The following is a 14,032-nucleotide window of genomic DNA, read 5'->3' as shown; positions in this document are numbered from 1 at the left end:
CCTCGCGTCGCCGAGTCCCGGAGCCGCCCCCCGGCTCCGGGACTTCGTGGCGCGGCCGCGGTCTCCCCGTCACGTCGCACAGTTCACCCAGGTGAGGCACAACCCGTGCAGTTCCGCCAACAAGCCCTCGCCAGGCTCCAGTCGCCGGAGGAGCTCGATCTCCCGGTGCGCTTCGCCCGCCCGCAGGGCTGGCTGGTGCTGTCCGTGACCGTGGTCGCGATGGCGGCGGCCTCGGTGTGGGCGCTGACCGGATCGGTCACGTCCACCGTCGGCGCGCCCGCCGTCCTCACGTACGGGCAGGGCAGTTACGTCCTGCAGAGCCCCGTCGCCGGCCAGGTCACCGCCGTCCTGGTGGAGGAGGGCCGGCGGCTGCCGGCCGGCTCCCCCGTCCTGAAGGTGCGCACCGAGCGGGGTGACACGGTCGTCCGCACCCTCGACGCGGGCCGGATCACCGCGCTCGCCGCCAGCACCGGGCAGATCATCGGCACCGGCGCGGACGTCGCCGCCGTGGAGAAGGTCGCCCGCGAGGACGCCCCCCTGTACGCGACGGTGTACGTCCCCGCCGAGAGCGCCGCCGGCATCCCGGCGCACGCCTCCGTCGACCTGACCGTGCAGTCGGTCCCGAGCCAGGAGTACGGCGTGCTGCGCGGCACGGTGCGGTCGGTGGACCGCACCGCCCAGTCCGCCCAGCGCATCGCCGCCTTCCTCGGCGACCGGCGGCTCGGCGAGCAGTTCACCAAGGAGGGCAGGCCGGTGGCGGTCACGGTCGAACTGAGGAAGTCGGCCGCGACGAAGAGCGGTTACGAGTGGTCCTCGGCGGAGGGACCGCCGTTCGAACTGACCTCGATGACCCTGGCCACGGGTTCGGTGCGGCTGGCCGACAAGCGCCCCGTCGACTGGCTGCTGCCGTGACCACCGCCCAGGAGAACCGCGGCAGACGCCGGGCAGCCCCGCCGAGGCGCAAGGTGCCCAAACCGCGGGGGAAGACCGTCCGTACGCCCACCGTGCTGCAGATGGAGGCCGTGGAGTGCGGCGCCGCCTCCCTCGCGATGGTGCTCGGCCACTACGGCCGCCACGTCCCACTGGAGGAACTGCGCATCGCCTGCGGCGTCTCGCGGGACGGCTCACGCGCCAGCAACCTGCTGAAGGCGGCCCGCGGTTACGGGCTGACCGCGAAGGGCATGCAGATGGACCTGGCCGCCCTCGCCGAGGTGACGGCGCCGGCCATCCTGTTCTGGGAGTTCAACCACTACGTCGTCTACGACGGCATGGGCCGCCGGTTCGGACGCCGCGGCGTGTACGTCAACGACCCCGGCAAGGGACGCCGGTTCGTTCCCCTGGAGGAGTTCGACGGCAGCTTCACCGGTGTCGTCCTGGTGATGGAACCCGGTGACGGCTTCAGCCGGGGCGGCCGCAAGCCGGGCGTGCTCGGTGCGATGCCGGCCCGGCTGCGCGGCACGGCGGGCACCATGCCCGCGGTGGTGCTGTCGAGTCTGCTGCTGGTGGCGGTGGGCGCGGCGGTGCCGGGACTCAGCCGCTCCTTCATCGACGAGTTCCTGATCGGCGGCCGGACCTCGACACTGGACGTGCTGTTCACGTCGATGGGCGCGTGCGTGCTCCTCACACTGGTGCTGACCTGGCTCCAGCAGGGCAACCTGCTGCGCGGCCGGCTCATCTCGTCGACGCTCTCCAGTGCCCGCTTCCTGCGCCATCTGCTGCGGTTGCCGGTGACGTTCTTCGCCCAGCGCAGCCCGGCCGACCTGGTGCAGCGGCTGCAGTCCAACGACGCGGTGGCCGAGACGCTGGCGCGCGATCTGTCGGCGGCGGGCGTGGACGCGGTCGTGGTCGTGCTGTACGCGGTCCTGCTGTACACGTACGACCCGCAGCTGACCTTCGTGGGTATCGGTGTGGCGCTGCTGAACATCGTGGCGATGCGGGTCGTCATCCGGTTGCGCGCGACCCGTACGGCGAAGCTGCGGGCGGACACCGCGCGGCTCACCAACACGGCGTACACGGGTCTGCAGCTGATCGAGACGATGAAGGCGACCGGCGGCGAGGACGGCTACTTCCGCAAGTGGGCCGGGCAGCACGCGACCACCCTGGAGGAGCAGCAGCGGCTCGGGGTGCCGAGCGCCTGGCTCGGTATCGTCGCGCCGACCCTGGCCACGCTGAACAGCGCCCTGATCCTGTGGATCGGCGGCATGCGGGCGGTCGAGGGGCACATCTCGGTCGGTCTGCTGGTGGCCTTCCAGGCGCTGGTCACCCGGTTCACCGCTCCGCTGACCCGGCTCAACGGCGTCGCGGGCCGGATCCAGGACTTCGCCGCGGACGTGGCCCGGCTGAAGGACGTGGAGAACTTCCGGGCGGACCCGCTGTACGGCCGTCCCGGAGCCGGCGAGTCGACCCGCCGGCTGCGCGGTCACGTCGAGCTGCAGGACCTCACCTTCGGCTACAACCCGCTGGACGAGCCGCTGCTGACCGGGTTCGACCTGACCGTGGGCCCCGGCCAGCAGGTGGCGCTGGTGGGCGGCTCAGGCAGCGGGAAGTCCACGGTGTCACGGCTGATCTCGGGCCTGTACACGCCGTGGGAGGGCGTGATCCGGATCGACGGCCGGCGCATCGAGGACATCCCGCGCGGGGCGCTGGCAGCCTCCGTCTCGTTCGTCGACCAGGACGTGTTCCTGTTCGAGGGCACCGTCCGCGACAACGTGGCGCTGTGGGACCCGTCGATCCCGGACGAGGCCGTGGTGGAGGCGCTCAGGGACGCGGCGCTGTACGACGTGATCGTGCGCCGGCCGGGCGGCATCCACAGCCCGGTCGAGCAGGACGGCCGGAACTTCTCCGGCGGGCAGCGCCAGCGCCTGGAGATCGCGCGGGCGCTGGTGCGCAGGCCGAGCATCCTCGTGCTGGACGAGGTGACCAGCGCGCTGGACGCCGAGACCGAGCTGGTGGTCATGGACAACCTGCGCAGGCGCGGCTGTGCGTGCGTGGTGATCGCCCACCGGCTGAGCACGGTGCGCGACAGCGACGAGATCGTCGTCCTGGACCACGGCACGGTCGTGGAGCGCGGACGGCACGAGGAACTGGTGGCGCGCGGCGGCGCGTACGCGGCGCTGGTCAGGGAGCGATGAGATGACGGCCGTGCACGAGGGGCGGGACGGTGACCTCGTCCTGGGCGCGCTGGGGTCGCTGGGCACACCGGTCGACTGTTCCGGGTTCGCCCGGCTGGACCTGGAGGGGCCGCAGGTGCTGTGGCTGATCGCGTCCGGTGCCGTGGACCTCTTCGCGGTGGACGCCGGGCAACAGGGCCACTGGCACCACCTGGGCCGGCTGGAGGCGGGCTCGCTGGTGCCGGGCCCGGTGGCCGGCCCGGCGCACACGCTGGTGGCGCGTCCGCTGCGGGACTGCGTGGTGCACCGCATCGGGCTGCGCGAGCTGTACCAGCCGGCGAGCACCCAGACCTGGTCGTACGACGAGTACGGCAACCCGCAGTACGTACCGCCGACGACGAGCCCGCTGGAGTACGCGCTCGCGCTGGGCGTGGGACGGAGCCTGTCCGTCCTGTTCCAGGCGCCGATGGCCGCGGAAGGGGCCGCGGCCCCCACGGACGACGACGTGTTCTGGATGCAGGTGCCGCCGGGCAGCGTGCAGTACGGCGCGCTGTACGGAGCGGAGGCGGCGGCCGACCTGCTGATGGACCCGGCACTGTGGCAGAGCATGGTCGACCAGCAGTACCGGCTGATGACCACGCTGGACCGGTGGATCGAGCAACTGGAGCAGACCCACGAGACGCGGACCGCCGAGGGCATCCGGGCCGGTGAGGCGGTCCGCGCACAGGCCGACCGGACCCTGCTCGCCGCGATCGGCGAGCGGCGTGGGCAGCGCACGACGGCGGCCGACGCGGACGCCACGTACGCGGCCTGCACGCTGGTGGCGCGGACGGCCGGGATCACGCTCGCCGCGCCCGCGCAGTCCGGTACCGGCGGGGACCGGCTCGATCCGGTCGAGCGGATCGCCCTGGCGTCCCGGGTGCGCACCCGTGTCGTGCGCCTGACCGGCCGCTGGTGGCGGGAGGACGTCGGTCCACTGGTGGGGCACCGGGCCCTGTCGGGTGCGCCCGTGGCACTGCTGTGGCGGCGCGGCGGATACGTGGCGGTGCATCCCTCGACCGGCAGGGAGACCCCGGTCGAGAGGGCGAACGCCGAGGAGTTCGAGCCCCGCGCGGTGATGCTCTACCGCCCCCTGCCCGAGCGGCGCCTGGGCCCGCTGCGGCTGATGCGGTTCTGCATGACGGGAACGCGGGGTGATCTGACCGGGCTGCTGCTGAGCGGTCTGGTGACGGTGGCCGTCGGGGCCCTGGTGCCCCTCGCGACCGGGAAGGTCCTCGGCGAGTTCGTGCCGAAGGCGCAGACCGGGCTGATCGTGCAGGTGTGTCTCGCGGTGATCCTCGGCAGTGTGGTGGCGGCCGCCTTCATGCTGCTGCAGAACCTCACCCTGCTGCGCCTCGAGGGCCGGGTGGAGGCCACGCTCCAGCCGGCGGTGTGGGACAGGCTACTGCGGCTGCCGACCCGGTTCTTCACCGAGCGCTCCACCGGTGAGCTGGCGAGCGCGGCCATGGGTATCAGCGCCGTCCGCCGGCTGCTGGCCGGGGTGGGCCCCACGGTGGCCCAGTCGGTCACCGTGGGGGCGGTGAACCTGGCGCTGCTGCTGTGGTTCAGCGTGCCGATGGCGCTGGCCGCGATCGGGATGCTGGTCGTCGTCGCGGGCGTGTTCCTCGGGCTCGGGCTGTGGCAGGTGCGCTGGCAGCGGCGCCTGGTGGTGCTCACCAACAAGCTGAACAACCAGGCCTTCCAGACCTTGCGCGGTCTTCCGAAGCTGCGGGTGGCGGCGGCGGAGAACTACGCGTACGCCGCCTGGGCGTCGGAGTTCGCCCGCAGCCGTGAGCTCCAGCAGAAGGCCGGCCGGATCAGGAACCTGACGGCGGTCCTGGGCGCGGTCTACCTGCCGCTGTGCACGCTGGCGATGTTCATGCTGCTGGCGGGACCGGCGCGCGGCTCGATGACGGCGGCGGAGTTCCTCACCTTCAGCACGTCGGTGACGATGGTGCTGACCTCGGTCACCCAGCTGACCGGCGCGTTCGTCTCCGCGGTGGCGGCGCTTCCGCTGTTCGAGCAGATCAGGCCGGTGCTGGACGCCACCCCTGAGGTGCGCGCGGCGAGCACCCGGCCGGGCCCGTTGTCCGGGGCGATCGAGGCGCGGCGGCTGTCGTTCCGCTACTCGGACGACGGGCCGCTGGTCCTGGACGACGTGTCCTTCGAGGTGCGGCCGGGCGAGTTCGTGGCGGTGGTCGGTCCGAGCGGCTGCGGCAAGTCCACGCTGCTGCGGCTGCTGATCGGCTTCGACCGGCCGGTGTCGGGCGGTGTGCTGTACGACGGCCAGGATCTGGCCGCGCTCGACCAGTCGGCGGTGCGCCGGCAGTGCGGTGTGGTGCTCCAGCACGCGCAGCCGTTCACCGGGTCCGTCCTGGACGTCATCTGCGGGACGGAGCCGTACACGCCGGAGGAGGCGATGGCGGCGGCGGAGATGGCGGGGCTGGCCGACGACATCCGGCGGATGCCGATGGGGCTGCACACCCTGGTGTCCGGCAGTGGTGCGGTCTCCGGCGGCCAGCGCCAGCGCCTGATGATCGCCCAGGCGCTGATCCGCCGGCCGCGGATCCTCTTCTTCGACGAGGCGACCAGTGCCCTGGACAACGAGACGCAGCGCACGGTGATCGAGAGCACCAAGGCGCTGGAGGCGACACGTGTCGTCATCGCGCACCGGCTGTCGACGGTCCTGGACGCGGACCGGGTGATCGTGATGGAGGGCGGCAAGGTGGTCCAGCAGGGCCCGCCCGCCCGGCTGCTCGCCGACACCGGCGGGCGGCTGCACGAGCTCGTGCGGCGGCAGCTCGCGTGAGGCCCGTGGCGCGTCTTCGCCGCCCCGGGCGGCCGGTCCGTTGATCCACGCGGTAATTGGGTACCCACGTGCCATGCGAACCAGCGTGGTGGACGTCGGATCGAAGACCGTCAGACTCGTCGTGTCGGACACGGAGGGCGGTGCGCCGCTGCCGGTCCACACGTCCAAGTGGCGGCTCAGGCTGTCCGAACAGGTCACGCCGGGCGGGCCGGTCCCGGAGCGGGCCGTGGAGGACCTGGTGGAGGCCGTGGCCGCGGCGGACAGGACCGCCACGCGCTGGGGCGCGTCGGGGCCGGTGGCCTTCGCCACGGCCGTGGTGCGCGGGGCCCCCAACCGGCAGGCGGTGCTGCGCACGGTCCGGGAGCGCACGGGCGTCGATCTGTGCACCCTGCCGGGCGAGGTCGAGGCGGAACTCACGTTCCTCGCCGCACGCCGCTGGATGGGCTGGCGCTGCGGGCCGCTGGCGCTGCTGGACATCGGCGGGGGGTCGCTGGAGGTCGCCTTCGGGCGCGGCAGGCTGCCCGACTTCGCGGCCTCGCTGCCGCTGGGCGCGGCCCGGCTGACGCACGAGTACTTCGAGGACGAGGACCCTCCGTCGCTGGAGCGGGTGCGGGCGCTGCGCCGCCGCGTGCGTCACCAGCTGCGGGACGCGGCGGCGCGGATCCGCTGGGAGGGACCGCGCACGGCGGTCGCCACCTCCCGCACCTTCCAGCAGCTGGGGCGGCTGTGCGGCGCGGCTCCCGGCCGGCACGGACCGTTCGTGGAGCGCGAGCTCTCCAGCGGCGACCTGCGCGTGGCGATCGACCGCCTGGCCGCCCTGCCCGCGTCCGAGCGCGCCCGGCTGCCCGGCATCTCCGCACCGCGCTCGGTGCAGAGCCTGGCGGGCGCGGTCGTGGCCCACACGGCGATGAAGCTGACCGGGCTGCGGACGGTGACGATCTGCCCGTGGGCGCTGCGTGAGGGGGTGCTGTTGCGCCACATCGAGGAGGGTCCGTCCTGGTGGGCGGAGATCACCCGCCTCAACGAGAAGGAGACGGCCGCCGACGACCCCGTGCCCCTGCGCGTCGCGGGCGCGCGCGGCTGACCGGAAACGCACGACGAAGGGAGACCCCGTGTCCCGGCAGGACGACGGAAAGAAGCCCGAGACGGCCGTCGAGGAGGTGCTGAGCGAGGCCGAGGAGGCCGCGCGCCGCACCCATGACTCTCCCGACAGCCGCCGGCACCGCGGTGAGGCCGGCGAGGCCATCACGCCCAACGCACGGGCGCAGGAGGAATCCGAGGGCGAGGGATGAGCCCTGCCTCCTCCTACGGGGGTGGCGGGCCCAGCGGCCTGGCCTCGAGGGCCCGTGCCACGCCCAGCAGGTTGGCGGCCATGGCACGCCCCGTCTTGCGGGACCAGTCGTGGCCGCTCCCGCCCTAGAGGAAGCTCGGTCCAGGGCCGGGGCCCTGGTTCCAGTAGGTCCACGCCTGGCCGGGGATGGTGTAGCCGATGTCCTGCAGACCGCCGGTGATCTCGCTGATGACGTGGTGCGCACCGTCCTCGTTGCCGGTGACCACCACGCCGGCGACCCGGTTGTAGGCGACGGGCCGGCCCTGGTCGTCCGTCTCGGACAACATGGCGTCCATCCGCTCCAGGACCCGCTTGCTGACCGACGACGGCTGTCCGAGCCAGGTCGGTGTCGCGATGACGAGGATCTCGCTCTCCAGCAGTCGCGCGTGCACGTCCGGCCAGTCGTCGCCCTCGTGCACGGCCTCGCTGACCACGCCCGGAGCGATGTCCAGGTCGACCGCGCGGACGACGCCGACCTCGACGCCCTCCTTCTCCAGCTCCTCGGTGACGGTCCGGAACAGTGCCTCGGTGTTGGAGGTCTCGGGTGACTTCTTGAGGGTGCAGTTGATCACTAATGCCTTCATGGTGTCATGGGGTACCCCGTCGGCGGCCCGGTGCCACGCGAGCAGGGGTGCCCGTGCGCCGTCCGGGTACCCGGGCCCCATGGACCACCCCCGATCGGAACCCCTTCTGCCCGCACCGCGCGGCCCCCTCAGCCTGGCCGTGGAGAACCATCTGCGGGGCGACGGCCCGCTGCCCGCCGAGCGGGACGTCGCGGCCGCCCCGGTGTACGGCGACGACCTCCAGCTCGCCCTGTACCTCTGCTACGAACTGCACTACCGCGGGTTCGCGGGCGTGTCCCCCGACCTCGAATGGGACCCCGCGCTGCTGCGCACCCGCGCCGCCCTGGAGGAGCGCTTCCTCGGCGCTCTCCGTGCGGACGCCCGGCGCCACGACAGCGTCGAGGACGCGCTCGCCGGACTCCTGGTGGAACCGGTGGACGGCACGGGTGTCAGTCACTTCCTGCGCGACAAGGGCGAGCTGTGGCAGTTGCGCGAGTACGCCGCCCTGCGGTCCCTGTACCACCTGAAGGAGGCCGACCCGCACGCCTGGGTGCTGCCGCGGCTGCGGGGACGGGCCAAGGCGGCGATGGCGGCGGTGGAGTTCGACGAGTACGGCGGCGGCCGGGCCGACCGGGTGCATGCCCACCTGTTCGCCGAGCTGATGACCGACCTGGGCCTGGACACCACGTACGGCCGTTATCTCGACGCCGCCCGCGCCGAGGTCCTCGTCACGGTGAACCTCATGTCGCTCTTCGGTCTGCACCGCGCCCTCAGGGGAGCGCTGGTGGGCCACTTCGCGACGGTCGAGATCACCTCCTCGCCCGGTTCCCGGCGGCTCGCGGAGGCGATGCGCCGCACGGGCGCGGGCCCCGCGGCCGAACACTTCTACGACGAGCACGTGGAGGCGGACGCGGTGCACGAGCAGGTGGTGCGCCACGACGTCATCGGCGGTCTGCTGGAGGACGAGCCGCACCTCGAACGGGACATCGCCTTCGGCGTCGACGCCACGGTGTTCACCGAGGACCTGCTCGGCGACCGGCTGCTCGCCGACTGGCGGGCGGGGCGTTCCTGTCTGCGCACGCCCCTGCCTCAGGATGTCACCCATACCTCCTGAGCACGGGGGTACTCGGCGGTCTGTGAAATCACTCGTACCGCCGGGCGTGTACGCGCCTCAAGAGGACACCGAACTGCTGGCCGGCGCCCTGGTCGAGGAGCCCGTCCCGCCGGGTGCGGACGTGCTCGACGTGGGAACCGGGTCAGGCGCGCTGGCCGTGACCGCCGCCCGGCGCGGCAGCCGCGTGACCGCGGTCGACGTGTCGTGGCGCGCGGTGTGCGCGACGCGGCTGAACGCGCTGCGGGCCGGCGTGCCCGTCCGGGTCCGGCAGGGGAACCTGTTCGATCCGGTGCGGGGCCGGTCCTTCGACCTGATTCTCGCCAATCCCCCGTACGTTCCGGCCCCCGACGGGCGCGGGCGGCCGCGCGGCGCCGCCCGGGCCTGGGACGCGGGCGGTGACGGGCGGCTCGTACTGGACCGGATCTGCCGGGAGGCCCCGGCGCTGCTGCGGCCCGGCGGTGTGGTGCTGCTCGTGCAGTCCGCGCTCAGCGGTCCCGAGCAGACGCTCGGCCGGCTGCGGACGGCCGGGATGAAGGCCGCGGTGACCCGGCGCCGGCGCATCGCGTTCGGTCCGGTACTGCGGGACCGGGAGGTGTGGCTGCGGGAGCGGGGGCTGTTGCCCGCGGCGGACAACGAGGAAGAGCTGGTGGTGGTCCGTGCCGAACTCCCCGTCTGACGCCCCGCGACGCGTCACCGTGCAGCGCAAGGGGCCGCTGCTGCTGGAGGGGCCGGTGGAGGTGGAACTGGAGGACGGGACGGTGGTGTCCTCCGACCGCTTCCGTGTGGCCCTGTGCACCTGTCGCCGCAGCAGGCGCCATCCGTGGTGCGACACCAGTCACCGGGACCGGGCGTGAGGACGCACGGTCCTCCCTGAAGCGCCCGGAGGCCGGCGGGCGGCCCCACTCCGCCCGTCGGCCTCCTTGCAGGGATCGCACGTTCCGCGAGGGGGCTCGCACTCCCCAAGTCTGCGGGCCGCCGCGCGGTCACGGGAACCGTGCGATCCCGGTCTCAGAACGCGAAGAGGCTCGAACCGTGAGCACTCATCACGCACGCGTTGGAGAAGATCCGTTCGTAGGAGACGCGCTGTCCCTGCCACACCCCGTCGACGGTGACGAGCACCGGGTCGTACTGCTGTGTGCAGAAGACGCCGTCCCTCATCGTCAGCGCGTCGAGGTCGCCGCCGACACCGTTCAGGTCCGCGCAGGCCGACTCGGCGGCCGGGTGGGTGCCCGAGGGGCCGGGCGCACAGGTCAGGGTGACCGCGCGTTCCGGCGTGACGGTCGCGGCGCTGTCGCCGTGGCCCACGGTGAGCACCAGGGCCGAGGGGGCGTAGAGCGCGGACGGGGCATCTCCCGGAGCAGCCAGCGCCGCCCCCGACAGGGGAGCGCAGACGGCTGCGGCCGTAAGGCCGAGGGTGGTGGCCCAGCGCGCGGTGTTCCGCATTGTGTGCATCCTTCCGCTTCGTTCGACGGGTCGCCGGCCCGTGCTCGGTGGAGCCGAACCGGCGTGCCGGAGTCTGCCGAGTCCACGGCGGAAACTCACATCGACCCTGCACGTTTCAGTAACCTTGCGTGTTGAATCAGTGGCGCGAAGTGACAGAGCGCCAAGGGCTCGGCCCTGCAACCTGGCGGTCGTCGCATATGCGAAGGTGCCGGATGGCCGAATACCCGCTGCTGCTTAAACGGCCTGAAACATTCCGAATCTGCCGCAGGGAGACCGCTCCACGTCCCCTTGTGTTCATGGAACACCCGCACTTTGGTCATGCCGGTCGCCCCTCGCTGGACGGGCCCCGCGCATACCGGCCAGTATGCGTCGGGACGAGACGGTTCGAGGAGACAGGGCGGGACGTATGGCGAAGCACTGGGCCGACTTCCAGTACGAGATCTACCTGAACGGGATGACGGGTGCCGTACCGCGACTGCCGACCGATCTGACCCGGCTGGAGGAGCTGACCGAGCAGCGGCTCGGCCCCGGTCCTGTCGGGTACGTCGCCGGCAGCGCGGGCGACGGCAGCACCGCGCGGGCCAACCGGGCCGCGTTCGAGCGGCGCCGGATCGTGCCACGCATGCTGCGGGACGTTCACGAACGCGATCTGTCGGTGGAGGTGCTGGGCCGTGCGCTGCCGGCGCCCCTGGCGCTGGCACCGGTCGGCGTGCTGTCGATCATGCATCCGGACGCCGAGTCCGCGGCCGCCCGCGCGGCCGCGGCGCAGGGTGTGCCGTTCGTCCTGTCCTCCGCGTCCAGCACTCCGATGGAGCAGGTCGCGGAGGCGATGGGCGGGGCGGAACGCTGGTTCCAGCTGTACTGGCCGAAGGACGTGGAGGTGGCCCGGAGCTTCCTGGGCCGGGCGAGGGCCGCCGGGTTCACGGCGCTCGTCGTCACGCTGGACACCCCCCTGCTGTCCTGGCGCCCGCGCGACCTCGACCGGGCCTATCTGCCGTTCCTGCACGGCGTGGGCACCGCCAACTACTTCTCGGACCCCGCGTTCCTCGCGGGACTGGCCAAACCGGTGCACGAGGACCCGAACGCGGCGGTGATGCACTTCGTCGGCATGTTCGCCGACCCCGCCAAGTCATGGCCGGACCTGGCGTTCCTGCGGGAGAACTGGGACGGCCCGATCGTGCTCAAGGGGGTGCTCCACCCCGACGACGCCCGGCTCGCCGCCGACGCCGGAATGGACGGCGTGGTGGTGTCCAACCACGGCGGCCGTCAGGTGGCCGGGGCGATCGCGGCGGCGGACGCGCTGCCCGGCGTGGCGGAGGCCGTCGGTGACCGCCTCACCGTGCTGTTCGACAGCGGCGTCCGCACGGGGGACGACGTCTTCAAGGCACTCGCCCTCGGTGCGCGGGCGGTGCTGCTGGGGCGCCCGTACGTCTACGGGCTCGGACTCGACGGCCGGGCGGGCGTCGAACACGTGATCCGTTGCCTGCTCGCCGAACTCGACCTCACCCTCGCCCTGTCGGGCCACGCCACACCGTCCACGATCGGCCCCGGCGATCTCACGGACGTCCCGGTCTGACGGTCGCGGGGTGATACGTCACCGGCGGCTCCGCCGCATGCCGGCCGCCGCTCCGAGTCGCGTGCCGCGCGGCCGGGGCGGGCTCCCGGGAGGGCCCGACCCGGCCGCGCGTGCTCACGCCGGCGGTTCGGCCAGTTCCGCCCGTCGGGCCGGCGGGGTGTCCGTGCCGGTGAGGGAGAGGGATTCCGTGGCGGTCCGTACGGCCTCGGCCGCCCAGCGCTGGTTCACCGTCCGGTCGCGTACCTTGACGACGATGTCGGCGTTCGCGTCAAGGGTCGCGGGCGTCAGGGCCAGCTGTCCGTCCCAGCGGGGCAGCAACTCGCCCTGGGACGTGAGGTCGTAGCGTACGTCGTCGCGACGCCGGTCCCCGGTGTCGGCGCAGGTTCCGAGGACGACGACACCGGCGTCCTTGTGCGAGTCCAGGCACAGGCCCGGGTCGGCCACGTTGCGCAGCAGCCCGTCGTCCTCGTAGGTCCACTGCTGGGTCCACTCCGAGGAGCAGTCCGCCAGCCGCGTCCCGGAACCGTCCTGGGGTTCGCCCCGGGTGTCGAGGCACAGGCCCGAGGCGACATGGCGCAGCCGGGTGCGGCCCGGGGCGGTGGGGAGTCCGGCGGCACCGGGCGGGGACGCGGACGGGAGGGCGGCACGGCCGCCCGCCGCGCCGTGGGAGCCCGTCGGGTCGGCCGCGCCCCCGTCCGGAGTGGAGGATCCGGCGATGAGCATGCTCACCAGCACCCCGGCGGACACCGCGCCGAGGCCGGTGAGCAGGGTCCTGGTGGAACGCACCGGGTCCGGGAGCGCGAGGCCCGCGAGGCGGTCCGGGACGGGGATCCGGGACAGCAGCCGGTGCCTGCCGCTGCCGGAGGGACCGTCCCCGCCCCGGCGCCGGCGGGCCGCCCGGCCGCCGCGCGGTCCGGCCGCCGCGCGCCTCGGACGCGAGTCGAGATAGCGCCGGGCCCCCCACCCGAGCATCGCCTCGGCGATCAGCGTGCCCAGACCGCCCTCGAAGTGGCTCAGTTGTTCTGCCGCGTTCCGGCAGTAGCGGCACTCCGCCAGATGCTGCCGGACGTCCGGCAGCAGGGCTCCGCCGCGGCGGATGGGGACGTCGAGGAGACGGTTGTAGAAGCGGCAGTCCTTCGTCGGTGCCAGTTCTTGATGGGCGTGGACACAACCGTGACGGAATGTGTCCCGTGCCTGTTCGAGTGCGCCCGACGCGATGTCGGGATCCATGCCCAGCAGACCGGCCGGTACGGAAATCGGCTCCGCCTCGACCTCGACGTGCCACAGCAAACAGCGCGCGAGTGCGGGCAGGGTGCGGAATGCCCGATGAGCGAGTGCGCGGTTTTCCGGAGTCATGCTCGCCGCCGCACGCATGCCGCGGCCACCGGCCGGTTTCTGCAACGCCGGCAGAACTGCTGCTATTCGATCGTCGGCGGCCCACTCCCGGACCGTGTCCCGTACCCCCACCAGCAGCACCGGCCGGAGGGCGACGGCCGATTCACCTGTGGCGATCCGGTCCAGCACCTGGTGCAGGGCGGCCGCGCAGACCATCGCGGCGGTCTGCCCGGACGAGGCGAGGCAGACCGCCGCGTAGTCGTGCATCGACTGCCAGTGCCGTGCCGTCAGCAGCGCGACGGCACGGGTGGCCTCGCCCTCCGGACGGCCCCGCAGCAGGGCGGCGAGGGCCTCGTCGGATTCCCCGGGGTCCCCGCCCGGCGGGGGATACGGAGGTCGAGGGGGGTGGGGGGTGTGCACCGAGATGGTTCCTTCCCACAGCGCATGTGACATTCGAGCGATTTCCGACGCCGAAAAGGAAGCCCGATTGGTGCATACCTCTTTGGCGTGGCGCGGGGGGCGCGAATTCACCTGCGGCGAATCGGATCCGGTTCCTCAACTCGCTTGCGTCACCGGCCTTTACCCCCTCACGGGTGGCTCACTCTCGCACAACCCGCAGTCGGCCAACAAGGCGGCCGGGCAACATCCGCGCGTTGACAGAAAGTCAGAAAGGGAAGGCGGCCGACCATCCTCGCTCCGGCTTTCCGACCTGG

General features: G+C 72.8%; 11 protein-coding genes and 1 pseudogene. 9 read left to right on the top strand and 3 right to left on the bottom strand.

Annotation, left to right across the window (positions count from 1 at the left end; genetic code table 11):
- Positions 1-105 precede the first annotated feature (105 nt).
- The 5 genes from BU52_RS04235 to BU52_RS04215 all read left to right on the top strand — a co-directional run bounded on the left by BU52_RS04235 (position 106) and on the right by BU52_RS04215 (position 7,250).
- On the top strand, positions 106-912 hold the full coding sequence (locus BU52_RS04235; RefSeq protein WP_037928282.1) for an HlyD family efflux transporter periplasmic adaptor subunit: 807 nt from the start codon (positions 106-108) through the stop codon (positions 910-912).
- Positions 909-3,131: an NHLP family bacteriocin export ABC transporter peptidase/permease/ATPase subunit gene (locus tag BU52_RS04230; RefSeq protein ID WP_037928279.1), complete on the top strand. Its 2,223-nt coding sequence runs from the start codon at positions 909-911 to the stop codon at positions 3,129-3,131. Before BU52_RS04235 ends, BU52_RS04230 begins: the two co-directional genes overlap by 4 nt.
- A gap of 1 nt (position 3,132) precedes the next feature.
- Entirely contained in the window at positions 3,133-5,958 is a 2,826-nt protein-coding gene (locus tag BU52_RS04225) for an NHLP bacteriocin export ABC transporter permease/ATPase subunit (protein ID WP_037928276.1), read from the top strand.
- 73 nt (positions 5,959-6,031) lie between these two features.
- Positions 6,032-7,042 (top strand): Ppx/GppA phosphatase family protein, encoded by a 1,011-nt coding sequence (locus BU52_RS04220; RefSeq protein ID WP_037928273.1) that lies wholly within the window; start codon positions 6,032-6,034, stop codon positions 7,040-7,042.
- Between the two features lie 28 nt (positions 7,043-7,070).
- Positions 7,071-7,250 carry a hypothetical protein gene (locus BU52_RS04215; protein WP_037928271.1) on the top strand — a complete coding sequence of 60 codons (180 nt, stop codon included), beginning with the start codon at positions 7,071-7,073 and terminating at the stop codon, positions 7,248-7,250.
- Positions 7,251-7,263: 13 nt separating this feature from the next.
- Here BU52_RS04215 and BU52_RS04210 read toward each other — a convergent pair.
- Positions 7,264-7,872: pseudogene (locus BU52_RS04210) on the bottom strand (flavodoxin family protein).
- A 79-nt stretch (positions 7,873-7,951) separates the two neighbouring features.
- Between BU52_RS04210 and BU52_RS04205 the strand changes: the two are divergent.
- From BU52_RS04205 to BU52_RS04195, 3 genes are read left to right on the top strand one after another with little or no spacing between them, the layout of a single operon-like run.
- The gene (locus BU52_RS04205) at positions 7,952-8,965 is read left to right on the top strand and encodes an iron-containing redox enzyme family protein (RefSeq protein WP_037928268.1); all 1,014 of its coding nucleotides are present in this window, start codon (positions 7,952-7,954) and stop codon (positions 8,963-8,965) included.
- On the top strand, positions 8,946-9,641 hold the full coding sequence (locus tag BU52_RS04200) for a HemK2/MTQ2 family protein methyltransferase (protein ID WP_051857896.1): 696 nt from the start codon (positions 8,946-8,948) through the stop codon (positions 9,639-9,641). The genes BU52_RS04205 and BU52_RS04200 overlap by 20 nt, the downstream gene beginning before the upstream one ends.
- Positions 9,622-9,819, top strand: a complete 198-nt coding sequence (locus BU52_RS04195; protein WP_037928263.1) for a CDGSH iron-sulfur domain-containing protein — start codon at positions 9,622-9,624, stop codon at positions 9,817-9,819. Before BU52_RS04200 ends, BU52_RS04195 begins: the two co-directional genes overlap by 20 nt.
- 154 nt (positions 9,820-9,973) lie before the next feature.
- Here the strand turns inward: BU52_RS04195 and BU52_RS04190 are convergent, their stop codons facing one another.
- Positions 9,974-10,408 (bottom strand): subtilase-type protease inhibitor, encoded by a 435-nt coding sequence (locus tag BU52_RS04190; RefSeq protein ID WP_037928260.1) that lies wholly within the window; start codon positions 10,406-10,408, stop codon positions 9,974-9,976.
- Between the two features lie 406 nt (positions 10,409-10,814).
- Here BU52_RS04190 and BU52_RS04185 point away from each other — a divergent pair, with 406 nt between their 5' ends.
- Entirely contained in the window at positions 10,815-11,984 is a 1,170-nt protein-coding gene (locus BU52_RS04185) for a lactate 2-monooxygenase (protein WP_037928257.1), read from the top strand.
- Between the two features lie 114 nt (positions 11,985-12,098).
- Here BU52_RS04185 and BU52_RS04180 read toward each other — a convergent pair whose 3' ends face one another.
- On the bottom strand, positions 12,099-13,739 hold the full coding sequence (locus BU52_RS04180; RefSeq protein WP_037928254.1) for an RICIN domain-containing protein: 1,641 nt from the start codon (positions 13,737-13,739) through the stop codon (positions 12,099-12,101).
- Positions 13,740-14,032 lie beyond the last annotated feature (293 nt).

It is taken from the genome of Streptomyces toyocaensis (genome assembly GCF_000725125.1).
Taxonomy (GTDB): domain Bacteria; phylum Actinomycetota; class Actinomycetes; order Streptomycetales; family Streptomycetaceae; genus Streptomyces; species Streptomyces toyocaensis.
This window is presented reverse-complemented; position numbering and strand designations above follow the sequence as displayed.